The 25,346-nt window shown below is 63.9% G+C and carries 2 protein-coding genes (1 of these 2 running past the window's edge); both read right to left on the minus strand.

Translation table 11 applies throughout. The annotated features are described in order from the left end of the window. The gene (locus tag LVD08_RS12945; RefSeq protein WP_247268329.1) at window positions 1–14,997 is read right to left on the minus strand and encodes a non-ribosomal peptide synthase/polyketide synthase; all 14,997 of its coding nucleotides are present in this window, start codon (window positions 14,995–14,997) and stop codon (window positions 1–3) included. Then, a protein-coding gene (locus LVD08_RS12950; RefSeq protein WP_247268330.1) for a non-ribosomal peptide synthetase crosses the window boundary here: on the minus strand, window positions 14,997–25,346 show its 3' portion. It continues 1,971 nt past the right edge of the window; 10,350 of the gene's 12,321 nt are visible here — the last part of the coding sequence; its start codon lies beyond the right edge, outside the window; the stop codon is at window positions 14,997–14,999. The genes LVD08_RS12945 and LVD08_RS12950 overlap by 1 nt, the downstream gene beginning before the upstream one ends.

Here is a 25,346-nt window from a genome sequence, read left to right on the forward strand (position 1 = left end):
TCAGGACATGACTACTGATTCAACGATCTGGCCGAGCATTTCTTCAGCCTCGGACAGGAAAGTTTCATCGCGCGGGATCTGGAAGTGCCCGCAATCCAGCCATTCGCCGCCCATGCCCGGCTGGTCGAGTTGCGCCGCCAGCTCCAGTGCCTCGGCTTCGCGCCCCAAGGTCCACCAGCACGTCGGGTTGACGGTCAGCGGCGCACAGCGCTCAAGCTTGAGCGACAACTGCTTGAGCCGGCGCGCCACGCTGAACACCTGCGCCAGTTCTTCGGCACCCAGCGCCACATAAGTCGACGCCCCGCGCTCGGCGCTCATGGCACGCTGGAACAGCGCGCGCAGGTTGTGCGGCGTTTCCTCACCGTCGATAGACAAGTCCGAAGCGGCGTCCGGCAGCGTCACCTGCAGGAAATCGCGCAGGTCGGCTTGCCAGTCATCGACAGCCCCGGCGTCGACCGCCGCCGACGGCACGAAGCTGTCGACCAGCCCGACAAACTTGACCTGTTGCCCGGCCTGCTCCAGTTGCGCGGCGATCAACATCGCCAGAGTTCCGCCCAGCGACCAGCCCAGCAGGTGATACGGCCCCTGCGGCTGTTTCTGGCGAATCTGCGCCAGGTAATCACTGGCCATTTCCTGCAGCGAGGTGTCGTTGAACGCCGGATCCAGCAGCATCCGCGACTGAATCGCCAACAGCTGGCGTTGACCGCTCAGGCGCCGCGCCAGCGGCTCGTAGTCGAACACCGTGCCAAAACCGGCGTGGAGGCAGAACAGCGGCGCCACGCCCTTGACCTCGGCGTTCATCGCCAGCAACCCGGAGGCTTTTTCCGCCGTGCCCTGAACACTCGCTACCAGTTCGCCGATGCTCGGTTTCTGCATCAGATCGCGCAGTTTCAGGCTCAGGCCCTGAGCCTTGAGCACACGGCTGCGGGCCACCACTTGCAGGCTGAGGATCGAGTCGCCACCCAGTTCGAAGAAGTTGTCGGTGAGCCCGACCCGTTCGATTTTCAGCACGTCCTGCCAGATCTTCGCCAGGGCTTTTTCCAGCTCGGTGCGCGGCTCGACGTAGGCCAGGCGCTGTTCGGCGTCCGGATTCGGCAGGGCCTTGCGGTCGAGTTTGCCGTTCGGCGTCAGCGGCATGCGCTCAAGCACCATCAGGTGTGCCGGCACCATGTAATCCGGCAGGCTGGCCTTGAGTTGCTCGCGCAGACGCTCGCCCAAACCGTCGGCCGGCGTCTCGGCAGCGGCCAGTACGTAGCCGAGCAGTTGCTTGCCGCTGACACCCTCGCGGGCCACTACGGCAGCGTCACGCACGCCCGGCTGCTGCTTGAGGCGCGCTTCGATTTCACCCAGCTCGATGCGGAAACCACGGATTTTCACCTGATGGTCGATCCGCCCGAGATAGTCGACAGTGCCGTCGGCACGCTGGCGCACCAGGTCGCCGGTGCGGTACAGGCGACTGCCGTCGGCACTGAATGGGTTGGCAACGAAACGTTCGGCGGTGCCACCGGCACGCCCCAGATAACCGCGAGCCAACGCGCCACCCAAGTACAACTCACCGGCAATGCCGGCCGGCAGCGGGTTGAGGTCGCTGTCGAGCACATAACCGCTGCGCTCGCCGACCACGCTGCCGATCGGCGCATAGGCCGCTCCGCATTGATCGTCGACCGCGGCCTTCCAGATCAGCGGCGTGACCACCGTTTCAGTCGGGCCATAGCCGTTGATGATGTACTGCGGTTGCAGTGCGCGTTTGGCCAATTCGAAACTTGCCACCGGCACCGCATCCCCGCCGAAGCAGTAGATTCGTACCGGCGGCGGATTGCCGTGCTGCTCAGCGTGTTCAGCCAGTTGTTGCAGATACACCGGCGGGAACGCGGCCACGGTCACGCCATGCTGATGCAGGGCGTCGTAGGTTTGTTCGGCCGTCCACAGGCTGTCGTCGCGAATCAGCAAACGCGCGCCGTGCGTCAGGGTGGTCAGCCAGCGCTCATGCGCGCCGTCGAAGGCGAACGACATGAAGTGCAACTCGCAATCGGCCGCGCTCATTTCGTAACGCTGACCGATCGCCTGGCAGTGCATCGCCAGCGGCCCGTGCGCCACGCCGACACCTTTCGGCTGACCGGTGGAGCCGGAGGTGTAGATCACGTAAGCCAGGTTGCCCGGCTGCACCGCGACCTGCGGCGCCGAATCCGGCTGAGTGCGCAGATCCAGCTGATCGAGTTCCAGCACATGCAGGTTGGCCTGGGTCGGCAGCACCTGACGCAGACTCGAATCGCTGAGCAGCAAGGCGATGCCCGAATCGTGCATCAGATAACTCAAGCGCTCGCGCGGATAGGTCGCGTCCAGCGGCACGTAGGCACCCCCGGCCTTGAGCACCGCCAACAACGCGACGATCATGTTTTCACTGCGTGGCAGGGCCACACCGACCCGCACTTCCGGACCGACACCTTCGGCGATCAGCGCATGCGCCAGACGATTGGCCCGCGCTTCGATCTGACCGTAGCTGAAGGCTTGCTCATTGAAGATCACTGCGGTTTGTTCGGCACGTTGCGCGGCCCACCCGGCAATGCGCTGGTGCACCAGCGTGGTCTGCGCTTGCGCAGCAAAGTCTTGCGCAGGCGAGACTTGCCCGGTTGGCAGACCGATGCGTCCCAGCGCCTGCCCGGCGTCCTGAACCAGCGCGGTGAGCAGGCCTTCCATGTTGCTGCGGATGCCTTCCACGGTCGCCAGATCAAAATGTTCGCGCAGGAACATGTACTCGATCACCAGCCCGTCTTCGAGGGTGACCATCAGGTCCATCGGGAAGTTGGTCAGGCCCGAGTTATTGATCTCGCCAAACTTCAGCGAATCATCGCGCCACTCACGCAGCGCCTGATCGATCGGGTGGTTTTCGAACACGATGATGCTGTCGAACAGCGACTGCCCGGCACGCCCGCCCCAACGCTGGACGTCGGTCAGCGGCGTGTATTCGCGCTCGCGCAGTTCCAGGTTGAAATCCTGCAACTCACGCAACCAGGCGCCCACGGCCTGCTCGGCCGGCACGTCCTTGATCACCGGCAAGGTGTTGATGAACAGGCCGAGGATCGATTCCGAGGCCGGCAGACTCGCCGGACGCCCCGCCACCGTCGCGCCGAACGCTACGCAACGCTGGCCGCTGTAACGGCTGAGCAGCACCAGCCAGGCGCCCTGCACCAAGGTGTTGAGGGTGACCTGCTGCGACTGGGCAAAGGCTTTCAACTGTTCGGTGCGGGCCTCGCCCAGACGGCTGTACAGCGCCTGGTGACCGCGACCACTGCCGGTGCGCGTCACCGCGTCCGCCAGATAGGTCGGCTCGTCGAGCCGGCTCAGGTGCTGACGCCAAAAACCTTCGCTGGCATTCGCGTCCTGCTGCTGCAGCCAGTTGATGTAACCACGGTACGGCACCGCTTCGGCCAGTGGTCGTCCGGAATACTGGCTCAGCACTTCACCGATCAACTGCGAACTGCTCCAGCCGTCGATCAGGATGTGATGGTAAGTCCAGATCAGCTGATAGCTGTGCTCGCCGACTTGCACCAGCGTCAGCCGTTGCAGCGGTGGCTGGTCAAGGTCGAAGCCCTTGGCCCGCTCGGCATCCGCCAGGCCTTGCAAGGCTTCGGCCGAATGATCCTGCTCACGCCAGTCGAGCAGACTGAACGGCAACTGCGGATCGGCGAGCACGAATTGCAGCGGCTCGGCCATGTCCTGCCAAAGGAAACCGGTGCGCAGAATGTCGTGGCGACGGCTGACGGTTTCCCACGCGGCTTGCAGGCGCAGCGGCTCAAGGCCCTGCACCGGAACGCTCAACTGGTTGACGTAGAGGTCCGATTCCGGCGAATTCAGGCCGAGGAACAGCATGCCCTGCTGCATCGGCGACAAGCGATAGAGCCCGTCCAGTTGCCCCGCCGGCAATGGCAGTTGCGCGACTTGCGCCTCGCTCAAGCCGTGCAGCGGCAGGTCGATCAGCGCCGGCTCCGGCGCCACACGCCCTTCGGCAGCCTGCACGCACAGGGCCAGTTGCTGAATGGTCGGTTGCTGGAACAGGTCTTTCGGGCTCAATTCCAGCCCTTGCTGACGGGCGCGACTGACCACCTGAATCGAGATGATCGAATCGCCGCCCAAGGCAAAGAAACTGTCATGGGTGCTGACCTGCTCAAGGCCCAATACCTCTTTCCAGATCTGCACCAGCGCCTGCTCAGTGGCATTCGCCGGTTCGACATGCAACTGCGCGGCGCTGAGTTCCAGTGCCGGCAGGCGCTTGCGATCAATCTTGCCGTTCGGTGTCAGCGGCAGCTGCGCCAGCCACAGGCGGTGGCTCGGCACCATGTAATCCGGCAAGGTCGCGCCCAGCCAGTTACCGAGGGCTTGCTGCAGTGCGGCCTGGTGCTCGGCATTGGCGTCGATGATCGCCGGATCGCTCGGCACCAGATAGGCAATCAGTTGCTGACTGCCCGACACTTCGCTGGCCACGACCACCGCTTCACGCACGGCGGCATGTGCCTGCAGACGCGCTTCGATTTCGCCCAGTTCGATACGCAAGCCGCGAATTTTCACCTGATGGTCGATCCGGCCCATGTACTCCAGCTCGCCCTCCTCGCGCTGACGAATCAGGTCGCCGGTGCGGTACATGCGCTGGCCGCTGCCGACGAAAGGATTCGGCACGAAGCGCTCGGCGGTCATCGCCGCACGCCCCAGATAACCGCGCGTGATGCCGGCGCCGGACAGGTACAGCTCGGCCGAAACACCCTGCGGAACCGCGTGCAAATCGGCATCCAACAGATGGCTGGCGCTGTGCTCGAGCGCGCGCCCGATCCGTGCCTGACCACCGGCACTGCGGCGGGTCCAGGTCGAGTAAGTGGTGTCTTCCGACGGGCCGTACAGGTCGTAGACGTGCTCGACCGTCGACTGCTGATACAGCGCCTCCACCAGCGCTTGTTTCAGCGGCTCACCCGCCAGGTTGATGATGCGCACGCTCGGCGGAATCTGCCCGGCACGCTGCAGCGCGGCAATTGCCGACGGCACGGTGTTGATCAGGCGCACCTGATCGCGGGCCGACAGTTGCGGCAGCTCCAAGGCATTACGGGCGATGATCAGCGAGCCGCCGTTGGCCAACGTGACGAACAGCTCCCACACCGACAGGTCGAAGCACACCGAAGTCGAGGCCAGCACGCCTTGAATGTCCTCGCGGCTGTAGACCTTGGCCGACCAGTCGATCAGCGCCATGACGTTGCGATGGGCAATCGCCACGCCTTTCGGTTTGCCGGTGGAGCCGGAGGTGTAGATCACGTAGGCGAGGTTATCCGGCTGCACCGCAGTCTGTGGTGCAACAGCCGAATAGCCGCTTAGCGAAACCTGATCCATCAGCAGCACTTGCGTATCGCCCGGCACGCTCAGGGTCGCGGCAACCGCCTGTTCGGTCAGCAACACCCGCGCCCGGCTGTCCTCCAGCATGTAGGCAACGCGATCCGCCGGGTAATCCGGGTCCAGCGGCACGTACGCACCGCCAGCCTTGAGCACCGCAAGCAAGGCAATCAGCAACTGCTCGGAACGCGGCATCGCCACGCCCACGCGCACTTCCGGGCCGACACCCAGCTCGACCAGTTTGTGCGCCAGACGGTTGGCCTGGGCATCCAGTTCGGCGTAGGTCAGTTGCTTATGGGCGAAGGTTACCGCCAAGGCATCCGGGATCGCCGCTACCTGACGGGCGATGGCTTGATGGATGCACTGCTCGGTAACGAAATCGCTGTTCACTTGCGGGCTGTGCTCGATCAGGTTCAATTCACTGAGCGAACGTTCCCCCGACTCGCTCATTTGCCCGAGCAAGCGCTGCAGATACCCGGCCAGTTGCACCACGCTGTGCGCGGCAAAGCTTTCGCACTGGTAGCTGAAGTGCATCGACAATTCGTCGCTCAAGTGCACCAGCAGCGTCAGCGGGTAGTTGGTCTGCTCATGATTGTGGATTTCACCGAAGCGCAGCTCTTGTGGTGCGCCCTGCGCCAGCGCCTCGGACACCGGGTAGTTCTCGAACACCAGAATGTTGTCGAACAGCGCCTCACCGTTGCGCTCGGCCCAACGCTGAATGTCGAACAGCGGAGTGTGCTCATGTTCGCGCAAGGCCAGGTTCTGCGCCTGCACACTCTGCAACCATTCGCCAACGCTCGATGGCGACTGCGGGATGGCGATGACCGGCAAGGTGTTGATGAACAGACCGATCTGCTGCTCGACCCCTTTGAGCTCAGCCGGACGCCCCGCTACCGTCGCGCCGAACGCCACACACGGCTGGCCGGTCAGGCGCTGCAACAGCAGCAGCCATGCCGCCTGAATCAGCGTGTTGAGGGTGACTTTCTGCTGGCGCGCAAACTCGCCCAGACGCCGCGTCTGCTCAGCATCGAGTACGCAGAAATGTTCACCGTGGCCGTCGCGCGGTGCATCGCCGCGCTGCGCCTGCAACGCTTGCGCCAGCATGGTCGGCGCTTGCAGGTCAGCCAGTTGCGCGGTCCAGTAACGCTCGCTGGCCTGCACGTCCTGACGCTGCAGCCATTCGATGTAATCGCGATAACGTCCGGCCAGTGGCGGCTGGGCAACCCCGCTGTAGCGCTGCAGGACTTCACCAAGCAATTGCGAGTTGCTCCAGCCGTCCATCAGGATGTGGTGGTTGGTGTAGATCAAGTGGCAGCGCTGCTCGTCCAGCCGCACCACGACCATGCGCAACAGCGGCCCTTGGCTCAGGTCGAAACCTTGCGCCTGTTCGGCTGCGGCCAGCGCATTCAGATCGCTCTGACAATCGTCGCGATCACGCCAGTCGAGGACGCGGAACGGCATGTCCAGTTGCTTGTGCACCACTTGCACTGGACGCGCCAGTTCACCCTGCCAGACAAAGCTGCTGCGCAGAATGTCGTGGTTGTCCACCGCCGCTTGCCAGGCCTGCTGAAAGCGTTGCGGATCGAGGCCTTCGACATCGAGCCGGACCTGGTTGATGTAATCGCCGGTGGCCTGCTCGTAGAGGCTGTGGAACAACATGCCCTGCTGCATCGCCGACAGCGGATACACATCGGCGACCTGGCGCGGCGCCAGCGGAAACTGATCAAGCTGCGTCTGCGTCAGGCCAGCCAACGGGAAGTCCGACGGGGTCAGACCTTCGACGCCCGGGGTCAGGCAATGGCCGATCAATGCCGCGAGTTCTGCGGCGTAATCTGCGGCCAGGGCTTCGATCACCGCGCTGTCGAAGCGCTCACTACTGAACGTCCAGCCCACCCGCAGCTCGCCGCCATACACCTGACCGTTGAGGGTCAACCAGTTGCCCAGCGGCGCCTCCGGGCTCTGATCGAGGCCGGCGTTGCCCGGCGACGGCACGAACAGCGCAGCGTCATCGCCAGCGAAACTGCCGTCGAACTGCCCAAGGTAGTTGAAGGTGATGCGCGGGCTCGGCAAGGCCTGCAGGCTCTGCTGCGCTTGCGCATCACCGAGGTAACGCAAAGCGCCGAAACCGATGCCCTTGTTGGGGATCGAGCGCAGTTGTTCCTTGATCTGCTTGATCGACTCGCCAAGCGTCTCTGCCGGCGTCAGGCGCACCGGGAACAGGCTGGTGAACCAGCCCACCGTGCGGGTCAGATCGACACCGTCGAACAGTTCTTCGCGACCATGGCCTTCGAGCTGGATCAGCGTCGACGCCTGCCCGCTCCAACGGCCGATGACCCGCGCCAGCGCCGTCAGCAACAGATCGTTGACCTGGGTGCGGTACGCCGCCGGGGCCTCTTGCAGCAGTTGGCGGGTCAGCTCGGTGCCGAGCCGGGTTTGTACGGTCTGGGCCAGACGATTGTCCTGACTGGCGTCAACGCGTTTGCACGGCAGATCGGTACTTACATCGCTCAGGCAGGCCTGCCAATAATCCAGTTCGGCCTGCAACGCCGGGCTGTTAGCGTAACGCTGCAAATGCTCGCTCCAGTCCTTGAAGGCGCTGGTCCGGGACGGCAGGCTCAACGGCTGATCATTCAGCAATTGCTGATAAGCGTTCTGCAGGTCTTCCAGCAGAATCCGCCACGACACGCCGTCCACCGCCAGGTGATGAATCACCAACTGCAAACGCTGAGTGCCATCGGCCAGATTTGCCAGCACCGCACGCAGCAACGGCCCGTGTTGCAGATCGAGGCTGCGCTGGGCGCGGTTACCCAAGGCTTCAAGGGCGGCGGCATCCGCGACCTGTTCCTGCCAAAGCAGGTTCTGCGGCAGCGCTTCGACCGCGCGATGCTCGGCCTGCCACACGCCATCGCGCTGGGTGAAGCTCAGGCGCAAGGCATCGTGATGAGCGACCAGTGCGCGCAACACCTGCTCGACCTTTTCAGCGTCCAGCGCCTGACGTGGTTGCAGCAGTACCGACTGGTTCCAGTGATGACGCTGCGGAATCTCGTCGGCGAAGAACTGCTGCTGGATCGGCAGCAGCAACGCCGCACCGCTCGCAGCTTGCTGATCAATCGTCGATTCGTCGCCGCCCCACTGCGCGACCAGCGCCAGACGCTGCACGGTCTGGTGCTGGAACAAGTCTTTGGGATTGAGGCGGATGCCGGCCTGACGGGCGCGACTGACCACCTGAATCGAGATGATCGAGTCACCGCCCAATTCGAAGAAGTTGTCGTGGATGCCGACCTGCGGCAGCTTCAGCACGTCTTGCCAGATCGCGGCCAGCCCCTGCTCCATCGCGCTTTGCGGCGCCTGATAGGTCTGCTGTGACTGGCTGGCGTCGGGTGACGGCAAGGCATTGCGATTGAGTTTGCCGTTGGCGGTCAACGGCAATTGCGCCAGCAGCAACAGGTGCGCCGGGACCATGTGATCCGGCAGACTGGCCTTGAGTTCGGCGCGCACGCTGTCGCGCCACAGCGCCTGTTCGGCCGGGCTTGCGTCGAGCAGCGCGGCGTCGCCTGGCACCAGATACGCGACCAGTTGCTGACCGCTAAGGCCCGGCTGCGCCAGCACCACGGCCTGGCGCACGGCAGCCTGTTCCAGCAGCTGCGCTTCGATCTCGCCGAGTTCGATACGGAAACCGCGAATTTTCACCTGATGGTCGATCCGGCCGATGTATTCGATCACGCCGTCGGCGCGATAGCGCGCCAGGTCACCGGTACGGTACAGACGCCCGCCATCAGCGGCGAACGGGTCGGGAATGAAGCGCAGGCTGGTCAGATCCGCACGGTTCAGGTAACCGCGAGCCAGGCCGGCACGACCGACGTACAGCTCACCGATGCAGCCTTTGGCGACCGGATTCAGATCACCGTCGAGCAAGTACCAGGACAGATCGGGAATCGGTTCGCCGATCGGACTGCTGGCGTCACGCTGCAAGTCGGCCAGCGAAATCGGCCGGTAGGTCACGTGCACGGTGGTTTCGGTGATGCCGTACATGTTGATCAGTTGCGGTGCCTGATCGCCGAAACGCTCGAACCATGGACGCAGGCTTTTGACCTCCAGCGCCTCGCCGCCGAACACCACATAACGCAGCGCCAGTGCTTGCGCCGCATGCTGCGGGGCGCAAGCCACTTGCATCAATTGCTTGAACGCCGATGGCGTCTGGTTGAGCACGGTGACGCCTTCGCGGCAAAGCAAGGCGAAGAAATCTTCCGGCGAGCGGCTGACCTCGTAAGGCACCACCAGCAGTTTGCCGCCGTACAGCAGCGCCCCGAAAATCTCCCACACCGAGAAATCGAACGCGTAGGAATGGAACAGGCTCCAGACATCCGCGGCGCCGAAATCGAACCACGCATCGGTGGCCTCAAACAGGCGCAGCACGTTGCGATGGGCCAGCAACGTGCCCTTCGGCTGCCCGGTAGAACCGGAGGTGTAGATCACGTAAGCCAGGTTGTCCGGGCTCATGCGCACCTGCGGATTACTGTCGCTGTAGCCTTCCAGACCGTCACGTTCCTGATCAAGCATCAGGCTGCGCAACGAATCCGGCACCGGCAAACGCCCAATCAGATGACTCTGGGTCAGCAGCAAGGCGATGCCGCTGTCGCCGATCATGTAGCTCAGGCGTTCTTCCGGGTACGTCGGGTCCAGCGGCACATAGGCGCCGCCGGCCTTGAGAATCGCCAGTAGGCCGACCAGCATGTCGAGGCTGCGCTCCACCGCCAGACCGACGCGCACGTCCGGGCCGACGCCGCTGGCAATCAGCTTGTGGGCCAACTGGTTGGCGCGACTGTTCAGTTCGCCGTAGCTCAGGGACTGCCCGGCACAGCTCACGGCAATCGCTTGCGGGGCGCGGGCGGCTTGTTGTTCGATCCGTTGATGCAGGCACTGCTCGCTCGGGAAATCGCGGATGGCCGGGTTCCACTGCTGCAAGGTCGCCGCGCGTTCGGCCGCGTCATGCAGCGGCAGTTCGGCGATGCGCTGAGCGCTGTCGGCGACGATGCCTTGCAGCAGATGGGTCCAGTGTTGCGCCAGGCGTTCGATGGTTTCGACATCGAACAGGTCGGTGGCATAGGTCAGCTCGGCCCAGACGTTATCGCTCGATTCAAAAGTGTTCAGGGTCAGATCGAACTGCGCTGTATTGGACGCCCAAGGCAAGCCTTCAATCGCCAGTTTTGGCAGACGCGTGGCACCCTGCGCCTGACGCACCTGGCTCTGGTGGTTGTGCATCACTTGGAACAATGGGCTGTGGCTGAGGCTGCGCTCCGGTTGCAGCGCGTCGACCAGTTGCTCGAACGGCAGATCCTGATGCGCCTGCGCACCCAGCACCGTATTTTTCACTTGCTGCAGCAGGCTGCGGAACGTCTGCTGACTGTCGAACTCGGCCTTGAGTACCTGGGTGTTGACGAAGAAACCGATCAGGCCTTCGGTCTCGACCCGGTTGCGGTTGGCCACCGGCACCCCGACGCGGATATCGGCCTGACCGCTGTAGCGATGCAGCAGGGTCTGGAACGACGCCAGCAACAGCGCAAACAGCGTGACGTTTTCGCGTTGCGCCAGGTGCTTGAGCGCGGTGGCCAGTTCGAGGCTCAGCGGGATATCGCGACGGGCGCCACGATAGCTCTGCTCGGCTGGACGCGGACGGTCGGTCGGCAACTCCAGCAGCGGTTGATCACCATCGCCGAGTTGTGCGGCCCAGTAGCTCAATTGACGCTCGCGTTCACCGGCGTCCATCCACTGTTTCTGCCACACGGCGTAGTCGGCGTATTGCACCGGCAGCGCCGGCAATTGCACGCTCTGGCCCTGGCTGTAGGCGGCATACAACGCCACCAGCTCATCGACCATGACATTCATCGACCAGCCATCGGAGACGATGTGATGCAGAGTGATGACCAGTGCGTGGTCATCGGCGGCCAGACGCAGCAGTTTGACCCGCAGCAACGGGCCTTGCTGCAGATTGAACAGGTGCAGGGTTTCGGCGGCGACCAGCGCTTGCAGCGCCGCCTCGTCGAGATCCGCCGCCACGTCCTGTACCTGCATATCGAGTGTGCCGTGAGCCTGGATCACTTGCAGGGTCTGCCCCTGTTGTTCGACGAAGCAGGTGCGCAGCGATTCGTGGCGCTCGATCAGCGCGTCGAAGCTGCGCTGCAACGCTGGCAAATCCAGCTCACCGCGCAGACGCAACGCCGCCGGCACGTGATAAGCGGTGCTGGTCGGTTCCAGTTGCCAGAGGAACCATTGACGCTCCTGGGCATAGGACAGCGCCAGCGGTTGCAGGCGTGGCAAGGCAACAATCGGCGGCTCCCGATGCGCCTGATCGACGCCCAGCGCGGCGACAAAATCTTCCAGCGTGCTGTGTTCGAACAACGTGCGCAGCGGCACTTGAACGTTCAGCGCCTGACGCACCCGCGAGACCACTTGCGTGACCAACAACGAGTGGCCGCCCAGTTCGAAGAAGTTGTCACTCAGGCCTACGCGATCAAGCTTGAGCACCGCTTGCCAGATCTCGGCGACGCTGTGTTGAGTGGCGGTTTGCGGGGCGATGTAAGTCGATTGCAGTTGGCTGGCATCGGGCGCCGGCAAGGCTTTGCGGTCGACTTTGCCGTTCGGCGTCAGCGGCAGTTGCGCGAGGAACAGCAGGTGCGCCGGCACCATGTATTCCGGCAGCTCGGCCTTGAGGCTGGCTTTCAATGCGGCGCGCAGTTCGCCTTCATCAAAAGCGCTGGCGGCTGGCACCACATAGCCGACCAGTTGCGGGCCGGTCGGGCCGTCCTGAGCGACTACCACGGTTTCGCGCACGCTATCGAGGGCGAGCAAACGCGCTTCAATCTCGCCGAGTTCAATCCGGAAACCACGGATTTTCACCTGATGGTCGATCCGCCCGATGTACTCGATCACGCCTTCGGCGCGGTAACGGGTCAGGTCGCCGGTGCGGTACAGACGCGCGCCGGTTTTCGAAAAGGGATCAGGGACAAAGCGTTCGGCAGTCAGGCTCGGGCGCTGGAAGTAACCACGAGCGAGGCCGTCGCCGCCGATCAGCAGTTCCCCCGGGGCGCCGAGCGGATTGAGCTCCAGGTCGCTGCCGAGGATATACAACGCAGTGTTGTCGATCGGCGTGCCGAGGAATGGACGGCTGCTGTCCACACTCAAGGCGTGCTGCGCCGACCAGATAGTGGTTTCGGTCGGGCCGTAGAGGTTCCACACGCTCGGCGTCAGTGCGAGCATGCGTTGCGCCAGTTCCTGCGACAGCGCTTCACCGCCACAGAGGAACGTGCGGCCTGCCAGGATTGGCGCCTGTTCATTGTCCAGCAGCAGGCGCCAGGTCGAGGGCGTGGCTTGCAGCGCCGTCACGCCATGACGCTCGATCAGTTCGAGCACCGCTTGCGGGTCTTGATGCACATCCTTGCCGGTCAGCACCACACAGGCACCGGCCAGCAATGGGCCGTAGATTTCCAGGCCGAAAATATCGAACGAAAAGGTGGTCAGCGACAGCATGCGATCGGCGGCACAGATGCCCGGCTGCTTGATCATGCTCGCGACAAAGTTGCTCAGCGCCGCGTGGCGCACCATCACGCCTTTCGGTTTGCCGGTAGAACCGGAGGTGTAGATCGTGTAGGCCAGATGCTCGCCATTGACTGCCACGTCCGGCGCGGTCTGTGGATAAGCCGCCAGCCACTCGCGTGGCTGATCCAGCAACAGCGCTTGCACGCCCGGCGGGATCGGCAGCTGCGTCTGCAAATGGCTTTGAATCAGCAGCAGTTGCAGGCCGCTGTCCTCGATCATGTAGGCCAGGCGATCCTGTGGATACGCCGGGTCCAGCGGCACATAAGCACCGCCGGCCTTGAGGATCGCCAGCAGGCCGACGATCATTTCCACGCTGCGCTCGACGGCGATGCCAACCAGTTGATCCGGGCCGACACCGGCCTCGATCAGCTTGTGCGCCAGTTGACTGGAGCGGGCATCCAGCTCGCCGTAGCTCAGCACGTCTTCGCCGATGATCAGGGCCGTGGCCTGCGGTGTTTGCTGCGCACGCCGGGAGAAATCCTCCTGCACGCATTCGGCTTGCGCAGTGCGGTCGGCGCTGCGCAACCAGTCCTGCAACAGCACGCCGTGTTCGGCGCTTTCCAGCAACGGCAATTCGCCGACGCGCTGGCTCGGCGCGGCGACGATACCGCGCAGCAGGTTCTGCCAGTGACGCGCCAGACGCTCGACGGTTTCAGCTTTGAACAGATCAGTGGCGTAGGTCAGCTCGGCGTCAAAGCCGTCGCTGGACTCGTAGGTATTCAGCGTCAGATCGAACTGCGCGGTGCGCCCTTCCCACTGCACATCCTCGACACTCAGCTGCGGCAACTGCGCCGCGCTACGTCCCTGATCACGGCTGGTCTGGTGGTTGAACATCACCTGGAACACCGGGCTGTGGCTCAGGCTGCGCTCCGGTTGCAGGGCTTCGATCAGTTGCTCGAACGGCAGGTCCTGATGCGCCTGCGCATCCATCGCCGCCTGCTTGACCTGAGCCAGCAACTGGTTGAACGGCAGTTGCCCGCTGACCTCGGCATTCAGCACCTGCGTGTTGACGAAGAAGCCGATCAGGCCTTCAGTCTCGACCCGATTACGGTTGGCGGTCGGCACTCCGACGCGAATCTGCGCCTGACCGCTGTAGCGATGCAGCAACGCCTGGAACGACGCCAGCAACAGCATGAACAGGCTCGCACCTTCGCGCTGCGCCAGCTGTTTGAGGGCGTCACCGAGGTCAGCCGGCAGGTTCAGCTCCAGCCGCGCACCGCGCAGGCTTTGCACGGCCGGACGCGGGAAATCGATCGGCAGCTCCAGCACCGGCTGCTCGCCGCCTAGGGTCTTGACCCAGTAGGCTAACTGGCGCTCACGCTCGCCCGCTTCCAGCCAGTGGCGCTGCCAGATCGCGTAGTCGGCGTATTGCACTTCCAGTTCCGGCAGGCTCAGCGGCTGCCCGGCGGTGTCGGCGGCGTAATGCTGGATCAGCTCGTTGACCAGGACTTTGATCGACCAGCCATCGGCGATGATGTGGTGCTGGATCAGCACCAGCACATGGTCGTCTTCCGCCACTTCGAGCAGCGCCACCCGCAGCAGCGGGCCCTGCTGCAAATTGAACGGGCGTGCGGTTTCGCTCTCGACGAAGGCCTTGATCGCGGCGTCTTCCCCGGCGGCGTCGAGGCCCTCCGGCAATGCCGTCAGGCTGATGCTCAGCGGCAGCTGCGGGTGAATCACCTGGCAAAAGCTTTCACCCTGTTCGGCGAAAGTGGTACGCAAGCTTTCGTGACGCGCCGCCACCGCGTTGAAGCTGCCCTCCAGCGCCGCCACATCCAGCCGCCCCTTGAGGCGCAGGGCGCTGGGGATGTGATACGCGGTGCTGTGCGGGTCCATTTGCCAGAGGAACAGTTGACGTTCCTGAGCGTACGACAGAGGAATCGCCGCAAACCCGGAACGTGTTTCCGGGATCGGCAGGTTGGCCGGTGAGACGCCCTCTTCGAGCATCTTTTCCAGGTACAGCTTACGTTTGTCCAGCGGCAGAGTGATAAAGCGCTTGGCTACCCTCAAAGCAACACTCTTGTCCATCAGACTTCCTCCATATCGTCAAGCAGGGCTTCCAGCTTGCTCAGTTTCTGTTCGTTGATTGCCCCGCCTCCTGTATCGAGTCGAGCGACAAAATCGCTCAGGACGGGGTGCTGGAATAACAGTTGCGGGGTCAGCGTCAGGCCCAGTTCAAGGGCCATGCGCGACACCACGTTGACCGCCAGCAGCGAGTGCCCGCCGAGTTCGAAGAAGTGATCGTTCAGACCGATGCGCTGCACTTCGAGCACTTGCTGCCAGATCGCCGCGACCTGCTGCTCAAGCTCACTGTGCGGCGCGACATACGCGGCCTGCATCTGGCTGGCATCGACCGCCGGCAGGGCCTTGCGGTCGAGTTTGCCGTTGGGGGTCAGTGGCAACTGCTCAAGGAACAGCAGGTGCGCGGGAATCATGTAGTCAGGTAACGAAGACTTGAGGCCAGTCTTTAGTCCCTCGCGCAGTTGCCGCTGCGCGTCCCCGTCGTGCATCTCCAGTGACGGAGCAACCACATACGCCACCAGTTGCGCGCCGGTGTCGCTTTCGACGGCCAGTACCGCCGCCTCGGTGACTGCCGGTTGCGCGAGCAATCGCGCCTCGATCTCCCCCAGTTCGATGCGGAATCCACGAATTTTCACCTGATGGTCGATCCGGCCCATGTACTCCAGCTCGCCCTCCTCGCGCTCTCGAATCAGGTCGCCGGTGCGGTACATGCGCTCGCCGCTGCCGACGAAAGGATTCGGTACGAAGCGCTCGGCGGTCATCGCCGCACGCCCCAGATAACCGCGAGTGATGCCGGCGCCGGACAGGTACAGCTCGGCCGAAACGCCTTGCGGCACCGCGTGCAGATCGGCGTCGAGCAGATGGCTGGCACTGTGATCGAGCGCACGCCCAATCCGCGCCTCACCGCCAGCACTGCGGCGGGTCCAGGTCGAATAGGTGGTGTCTTCCGACGGGCCGTAAAGGTCGTAAACGTGCTCGACCGTCGACTGCTGGTACAACGCCTCCACCAGCGCTTGTTTCAGCGGTTCACCCGCCAGGTTGATGATGCGCACGCTCGACGGAATCTGCCCCGCGCGGTGCAGTGCGGCAATCGCCGACGGCACAGTGTTGATCAGGCGCACCTGATCGCGGGCCGGCAGTTGCGCCAGCTCCAGCGCATTTCGCGCAATGATCAGCGAACCACCGTTGGCGAGAGTGACAAACAGCTCCCAGACCGACAGGTCGAAGCACACCGACGTCGAGGCCAGCACGCCTTGAATGTCATCACGGCTGTAGACCTTGGCCGACCAGTCGATCAGCGCCATGACGTTGCGATGGGCAATCGCCACGCCTTTCGGTTTGCCGGTGGAACCGGAGGTGTAGATCACATAGGCGAGGTTGTCCGGCTGTACTGCAGTCTGTGGCGCAACAACCGAATAGTCGCTCAGCGACAGCTGATCCAACAGCAGCACTTGCGTATCGCCCGGCACGCTCAGAGTCGCGGCAACCGCCTGTTCGGAGAGCAACACCCGCGCGCGGCTGTCTTCGAGCATGTAGGCCACGCGATCGGCCGGGTAGTCCGGGTCCAGCGGCACGTAAGCGCCACCGGCCTTGAGCACCGCGAGCAAGGCAATCAGCAATTGCTCGGAACGCGGCATCGCCACGCCCACGCGCACTTCCGGGCCGACGCCCAGTTCTACCAATTTATGCGCCAGACGATTGGCCTGCGCATCCAGTTCGGCGTAGGTCAGTTGCGTATGGGCAAAGGTCACCGCCAAGGCATCCGGGGTCGTCGCCACCTGATTGGCGATGGCTTGATGGATGCACTGCTCGGTGACGAAATCGCTGTTCACCGGCGGGCGGTGTTCGATCAGGTTCAGCGCGCTGAGCGAACGTTCCCCGCCATCCGCCATCTGGCTCAGCAGACGCTGCAGATGCGCGCCCAACTGCGCCACGCTGGCCGCAGCGAAGCTGTCGCGCTGATAACTGAAATGCACCGACAGTTGTGCACCCATGTTCACCAGCAGGGTCAGCGGATAGTTGGTCTGCTCCTGATTGGCCACCGCGCCGAAGCGCAGACCTTGCGGCGCACCACGTTCCAGCGCTTCGCCGATCGGGTAGTTCTCGAACACCATCAGGCTGTCGAACAGCGCGTCACCGCCCTGCCCGGCCCAGCGTTGAATATCCGCCAGCGGCGTGTGTTCGAACTCGCGTGAGGCGAGGTTCTGCGCCTGCACCGCTTGCAGCCAGGCGATCACGCTCTGCTGCGCGGGCGGCGCGGCGATCACCGGCAGCGTGTTGATGAAAAGACCGATCTGCGCTTCGGCGCCCGGCAGATCCGCCGGGCGCCCGGCGACGGTGGCACCAAACGCCACGCAATCCTTGCCGGTGTAGCGCTGCAACAGCAGCAGCCACGCCGCTTGCACCACGGTGTTGACGGTGACTTTCGCGGCCCGGGCAAACTCGCCCAGGCGCTGGCTCAGCTCAGCGTCCAGCACCTGGTAATGATCGCCATAACCCACGCTCGGCAAACCGGCGTGCGGCCGCGCGATGGCATTGGCCAGGCGCGTCGGTTCCTGCAGATTGCCCAGCGTCGCCAGCCAGTAGGCTTGCGCCGCCGCGCCATCCTGACATTGCAGCCAGGCGATGTAATCGCGGTAGCGACCCGCGCCACGGGCGACCGCTTCGCCGCTGTAGTGCTGCAACACTTCGCCGAGCAACTGCGCGCTGCTCCAGCCGTCCATCAGGATGTGATGGTTGGTGTAGATCAGGTGATAACGCTCGGCTGCAGTGCGCACCAGCACCAGGCGCATCAGCGGTGCACAGCTCAGGTCCAGACCCAGTGCGCGCTCCTCATCGGCGAGGGTTTGCAGCGCTGCCTCCAGATCAGTCCTGCCGTGCCAGTCGAGCACGCTGAACGGCACCTCGACCTGACGTTGCACCACTTGTACCGGTTGCGGCAGATCGCCTTGCCAGAAGAAGCCGCTGCGCAGGATGTCGTGGGCATCTACCGCCGCCTGCCACGCCGCGCGGAAGCGTTGCGGATCGACGCCGTCGACGTCCAGGCGCATCTGGTTGATGTAGTCGCCATTGCCGTGTTCGAGCAAGGTGTGGAACAGCATGCCCTGCTGCATCGGCGACAGCGGATAAATGTCGTCGATGCCTTGCGGCTCCAGCACCAGCGCATCCAGTTGCGCTTGCGACAGTTGCGCCAGCGGGAAGTCCGACGGCGTCACGCCACGGTTGGCACTGTCGCAGCAGTGGCCGATCAGCGTGGTCAGTTCCTGCACATAGTCGTCGGCCAGACGCTGGATGGTGGCGGTGTCGAACATCGCGCCGCTGTAGGTCCAGCTCAGGTCCAGCTCACCGCCGAATACCTTGCTGTTGAGCGCCAACGGATTGCCCAGCGGCCCTTGCAGATTGACCTCTGCGCCGCCGGACTCGCTGGTCGGCACGAACAGGGCATCGCTGGCAGCGTCGAAGCTGCCATCGAACTGGCCGAGGTAGTTGAAGGTCAGGCGCGGCGCCGGCAAGGCTTGCAGGGTGGCACGCGCCGGCTCATCACCAAGGTGCGCGAGTGCGCCGAAGCCGATGCCTTTGTGGGGGATCGCCCGCAGCTGTTCCTTGATCTGCTTGAGCGACGCGCCGAGTTCCGCAGCCGGTGCCAGGCGTGCCGGGAATACGCTGGTGAACCAGCCCACGGTGCGGGTCAGATCGATGTGTTCGAACAGGTCTTCGCGACCATGGCCCTCAAGCAATACCAAGGCATTGTCGTCCCCGGTCCAGCGCACCAGCACCCGCGCCAGCGCGGTCAGCAACAGGTCGTTGACCTGGGTGCGATAGGCCGCCGGAGCTTCCTGCAACAGCTGACGGGTCAGGGTCTGATCGAGTTTGCTGCGCAGGGTCAGCGCCTGATCGTGTTGCTGCCCACCGTTCGGATGGTCGTAAGGCAAAGCCGCCGAAGCGCCCTGCAGCTGCTGCTGCCAGAAGCCCAGTTCGGCCTGCAACGCAGGGGTTTGGGCGTAGTCCTGCAACGCTGCCGCCCAGGCTTTGAGCGCACTGGTTTTCGCCGGCAATTGCACGGGCTTACCTGCGAGGAGCTGGCGATAGGCGTTTTGCAGATCCTCGAACAGAATCCGCCACGACACGCCATCGACCACCAGGTGATGGACGATCAGCAGCAGGCGCTGACTGCCATCAGCCAGGTTCGCCAGCACCGCGCGGATCAGCGAACCGCCGCTCAGTTGCAGACTGCGCTGGGCCTTGTCGCCCAGTGCCTCAAGGGCGGCGAGATCAGCGACCTCGACTTGCCAGAGAATGGTTTCCCCCGCTTGGGTGGCGACGTCGCGGTAGTGCGCCGACCAACCCGCAGCCTGCTCGACAAAGTCCAGACGCAAGCTGTCGTGCTGCACCACCAACGCATCCAGCGCTTGCTCCAGTACCTGAGCGTCCAGTGCCTGCGTCGGCTTGAGCATCACCGACTGGTTCCAGTGGTGACGGTCGGGAATCGCTTCGGCGAAGAATGTCTGATGAATCGGCAGCAGCGCGGTTTCGCCGGTTTGCGCATGCTGATCGATGGGCTGCACGGCTTCGCCGATCTGCACGACTGTAGCGAGGGCCTGAATGGTCTGGTGCTGGAACAGGTCTTTGGGGCTGAAGCGAATCCCGGCCTGCCGCGCCCGGCTGACCACTTGAATCGAGATGATCGAATCGCCGCCCAGTTCGAAGAAGTTGTCGCTGACACCGACTTGCTCAAGCTTGAGCACGTCTTGCCAGATCGCCGCCAGTTGCTGTTCCAGCGCCGTCTGTGGCGCGAGGTAGGTTTGCTGCAGTTGGCTGACGTCCGGTTTTGGCAGGTTCTTGCGATCGAGCTTGCCGTTCGGCGTCAGCGGCATGCGTTCAAGACGCAGGACATACGCCGGCACCATGTGCGCCGGCAGGCTGGCCTTGAGCTGCGCGCGCAGGTGGTCGGTGAACTCGGCACTCGCTGAATCACCGACCACGTAGGCCACCAGACGCTTGCCACTGCCGGCACTGCCTTCCTGCGCCACGACCACCGCTTCACGCACGCCGTCGAGAGCTTGCAGCGCCGCTTCGACTTCGCCCAGTTCGATACGGAAACCGCGAATCTTCACCTGATTGTCGATGCGATCCAGATAGTCGAACGTGCCGTCGACGCGCTGGCGCACCAGGTCACCGGTGCGATAGAGCAAGCCGCCATGGGCGCTGAACGGGTCGGCGACAAAACGCTCGGCGGTCAGCCCCGGACGGTTCAGATAACCCCGCGCCAACCCGGTACCACCGAGGTACAGCTCACCGGCCATGCCTTGTGGCAGCAGGTTCAGATCGGCGTCGAGCACGTAGGCGCTGCGGTCGCCGATCCGGCTGCCGATCGGTGCGTAAGCGGCGCCGCACGGCTCTTCACGGCCAGCCTTCCAGATCAATGGGGTGACCACGGTTTCGGTCGGGCCGTAGCCGTTGATGATGTAGTCCGGATCGAGGGCGCGTTTGACCCGCTCGAAACTGGCGTTTGGCACCGCATCGCCGCCGAAGCAATAGATCCGCACCTTCGGCGGGTTGCCGACACGCTCGGCGTGTTCGGCCAGTTGTTGCAGATACACCGGCGGGAACGCGACCACGCTCACGCCGTGTTCGATCATCGCGTTATAGGTCTGCTCCGGCGTCCACAGCGTGTCGTCGCGAATCAGCAGCGAAGCCCCGTGGGTCAGGCTGGTGAGCCAGCGTTCGTGGGCACCGTCGAAGGCGAACGACATGAAGTGGAATTCGCAGTCGCTGTCGCGCATTTCGTAGCGCTGACCGATGGCCTGGCAATGCATCGCCAGTGGGCCATGGGCAACGCTGACGCCTTTCGGATTACCGGTGGAACCGGAGGTGTAGATCACGTACGCGAGGTTATGCGGATCGACTGGCACCTGTGGCGCCGTGATCGGCAACTCGCGCAGGTCGAGACGATCCAGCTCCAGCAACGGCACCGATTCGGCTACCGGCAATTGCGCCGACACCGACGAATCGCTGATCAGCAGCGCCAGCCCAGAATCTTCAATCAGATAGGCCAGGCGTTCACGCGGATAACTGGTGTCCAGCGGCACATAGGCACCGCCGGCCTTGAGCACCGCCAGCAGCGCGACGATCACCGCCTCGCTGCGCGGCAGGGCCACGCCGACCCGAGTCTCGGCGCCGACACCACGGGCGATCAGCGCGTGAGCCAGTTGATTGGCACGCTGCTCGATCTCGCCATAGCTGAAGTGCTGACCGTTGAAGATCACCGCGGTGCGCTGCGGACGCTCGGCCGTCAGCGCAGCAATGCGCTGATGCACAGCGATGTCCACCGGGTATGGCTGCGGCTGGTTTTCGGCTTGCTGGCGGGCATGCTCGTCAGCGCTGGCCAGAGCGATTTCGCCGAGGTTGCGTTCGGCCGACAGCGCAAACTGCTCAAGCAATTGCAGCAGATGGGCACTGATGCCTTCGATCACCTCACCGGCAAACTGGCTGCGGTCGAAGCTGTAGTGCAGCGCCAGTTGCTGACCGAGGGTGACCGCCACGCTCAGGGCGTAGTGGGTCTGCTCAAGGTTGCCGACATCACCGAATGTCAGGCCTTGCCCGGCCTGGCTCAGCGCCTGGGCGACCGGGTAGTTTTCGAACACCAGAATGTTGTCGAACAGCGCTTCCCCGCCCTGCCCGGCCCAGCGCTGGATGTCCGCCAGCGGCGTGTGTTCGAAGTCGCGCAGGCTGAGGTTTTGTGCCTGCACCGCTTGCAGCCATTGGCCAACGCTTTGATCCGGACGCGGCGCGCCAATCACCGGCAGGGTGTTGATGAACAGGCCGACCTGTTGCTCGATGCCCGGCAAATCCGCCGGACGCCCGGCAACGGTCGCACCGAACGCCACCGCTTCGTGACCGGTGTAGCGTTGCAGCAACAGCAGCCACGCAGCTTGCACCAGGGTGTTGACGGTGACTTTCTGCTGCCGGGCAAACGCTTCCAGCGCCTGGGTGCGCGGCACGTCTAGGGTCAGGTAATGGTCGCCGTGGCCACTGTCGCGCTCGTCGCCGGTGGCAGCGCGGGCCAGTCGGGTCGGCTCTTGCAGCGCGGCCAACTGAGCGCTCCAGAAGTCCTGACTGAGCTGGCCGTCCTGACGTTGCAGCCAGGCGATGTAATCGCGATACCGTCCACCGCCATGGGCCGGGGTGCGACCGCTGTAGCGCTGCAACACTTCGCCGAGCAACTGCGAGTTGCTCCAGCCGTCCATCAGGATATGGTGATGGGTGTAGATCAGGTGCCATTGCTCGGCAGCGGTCTGCACCAGCACCAGACGCAGCAACGGTGCATGGCTCAGATCGAATCCTTGCTGACGTTCGGCATCGGCCAGCGCCGCAAGGGCTGCCGGCTGATCGTCGCGCTCGCGCCAGTCGAGAATGCTGAACGGCAACTGCACCTGCTTATGGACGATCTGCAGCGGTTGCGCCAGTTCGCCCTGCCAGACGAAACCGCTGCGCAGAATGTCCTGCGCATCGACGGTGGCCTGCCACGCGGCGCGGAACCGCTCAGGGTCAAGACCTTGCACATCCACGCGCAACTGGTTGATGTACTCACCCGCAGCCTGCTCGTAGAGGGTGTGGAACAGCAAACCCTGCTGCATCGGCGACAGCGGATAGACATCATCGAGCTGACCGGCCGGCACCGGCAGCGCATCCAGTTGCGCCTGGGTCACCCGAGCCAGCGGGAAGTCCGACGGCGTCGCTTGCGCGGTTTGCAGGCTGCAGCAGTGTTCGATCAGCGCCTGCAATTCGCTGGCGTATTGATCAACCAAGTGCTGCACCGTGGCGCTGTCGAACATCTCGTGGCTGAAGCCCCAGCTCATCGACAGTTCGCCGCCATACACCTGACCTTCCACGGTCAGCCAGTTGCCCAGAGGCGCCGACGGATCCTGCGCCACGCCGCTGGTTTCAACGGCCGGCACGAACAGCGCCGCCTCGTCGAACTGGCGGTCGAACTGGCCGAGGTAGTTGAAGGTGATGCGCGGTTGCGGCAGCGCGGCCAGTTCGGCGCGCACCGACGGTGCGGCCAGATGCCGTAGCACGCCGTAACCCAGACCTTTGTCCGGCACCGCGCGCAGTCGCTCCTTGATCGCCTTGATCGAACCGTCGAGATCAGCGCTGGCGGTCAGGTTGACCGCAAACAGACTGGTGAACCAGCCCACGGTGCGGGTCAGGTCAATGTCATCGAACAGATCTTCGCGGCCATGCCCTTCCAGTTCGATCAACGTGCCCGGCTGCTGGCTCCAGCGGCTGATGGTGCGCGCCAGTGCGGTGAGCAACAGATCGTTGACCTGGGTGCGATAGGCGGCGGGCGCCTGTTGCAGCAACTGGCGGGTGCGCTCGGCGTCGAGACGCCATTCGATTTTCTCGCCATGCAAATTTTGCAGGCTGCCATCCGGGCGGTCGCACGGCAGATCCTTGGCGCCCTGATGCTGGGCTTGCCAATAGCTCAATTGCTCATCGAAGCGCGACGCTTCCTGCGCCAGACGCGCCGTCCAGCTCTGGAACGCGCTGGTCTTCGCCGGCAACTGAATGCCGCCACCCGCCGCCAGTTGCTCGTAAACCTGCTGCAAGTCTTCCAGCAGCACCCGCCAGGAAACGCCATCGACCGCGAGGTGATGAATGATCAGTGCCAGTCGTTGTGAGCCATCGGCCATCGTCACCAGCAATGCACGCAGCAGCGGGCCGTTTTGCAGGTCGAGGCTGCGCTGCGCTTCGTTGCACAGCACCTGCAACTGTTCGGCAGATTCGGCATCGCGTTGCCACAGCTCAGCGCCCGTCAGCAGCGGGCCGTGGCTTTGCTGCCAGCCTTCGCTGCCTTCGACAAAACGCAGGCGCAAGGCGTCGTGGTGATTGATCAGGTACGTCAGCGCCGCATCGAGCCATTGTGCGTTCAATGCCTCACGCGGGGTCAGCAGCAACGACTGGTTCCAGTGCTCGCGCACCGGCATCGCCCGGCTGAAGAAATCCTGCTGGATCGGCCCGAGCACGGCGTCGCCGGTCACCGGTCCCTGATCCACCGAGGACAGATGATCGTGGCTCGCGACCAGCGCCAGACTGCGCACGGTCTGGTACTGGAACAGGTCACGCGGGCTGATGCGGATCCCGGCCTGTCGCGCACGGCTGACCACTTGAATCGAGATGATCGAATCGCCGCCCAGCTCGAAGAAGTTGTCTTCGAGGCCGACGCGGTCGAGGCCGAGCACAGCTTCCCAGATCGCCGCGAGGGCTTTCTGCATGGCGTCTTGTGGCGCCACGAATGCCTGTTGCGGCGCGGCCTCCGGTTGCGGCAAGGCCTTGCGGTCGAGTTTGCCGTTGGCGGTGACCGGTAATTTGTCGAGGGTGATCAGGTAGGTCGGCACCATGAATTCCGGCAGGCTGCCGAGCAGCCACGCCTTGACCTCTTGTTGCCACTGCTCGTCTGCCTGCGGGTTTTCCAGCACCAGATAAGCCACCAGATGCTTGCCGCCCTGCACCAGCACCACCGCCTCACGCACCAGCGAGTGCTGCATCAGGCGGGTTTCGATTTCACCCAACTCAATGCGCAAACCGCGCAACTTAACCTGATGGTCGAGACGCCCGAGGTATTCGATCACGCCGTCGGCACGCTGCCGCACACGGTCGCCGGTGCGGTACAGGCGCGCGCCGTCATGGAACGGGCACGGTACAAAACGTTCAGCCGTCAGCGCCGGACGCTGGTGATAACTGCGCGCCAGCCCGGCGCCGCCCAGATACAGCTCACCGGCGACACCGCTCGGCACCGGCAGCAATTCGGCATCGAGGACATGGGTGCGCAGGTTGGCGATCGGCCGGCCGATCGGCACGCTGTCCGCGCCTTCATCGACACAGGTCCAGTGAGTGACGTCGATGGCCGCTTCGGTCGGGCCGTACAAGTTGTAGAGGCTCGCGTTCGGCAGTTTGGCGAAGACTTGCAGCTGCGCATCCAGCGGCAACGCTTCTCCGCTGCAGACAATCCGCTTGAGTCCGCTGCAGCTTTCCACGCCCGGTTCGTGGATGAACGCCTGCAACATCGACGGCACAAAGTGCAGCGTGCTGATGCCGTGGCGGTTAATGCTATCGATCAGTTGCAGCGGATCACGGTGCGCACCCGGCGCAGCTACCACCAGCCGCGCGCCGGTCAGCAGCGGCCAGAAGAACTCCCACACCGACACGTCGAAACTGAACGGGGTTTTCTGCAACACCGAATCACTGGCGTCCAACGCATAGGCTTCCTGCATCCAGCACAAACGGTTGACCAGCGCCGCGTGGCTGTTGCCGGCGCCCTTCGGCTTGCCGGTGGAACCCGAGGTGTAAATCAC

This window comes from Pseudomonas sp. YL2, assembly GCF_023063025.1.
Taxonomy (GTDB): Bacteria; Pseudomonadota; Gammaproteobacteria; order Pseudomonadales; family Pseudomonadaceae; genus Aquipseudomonas; species Aquipseudomonas putida_A.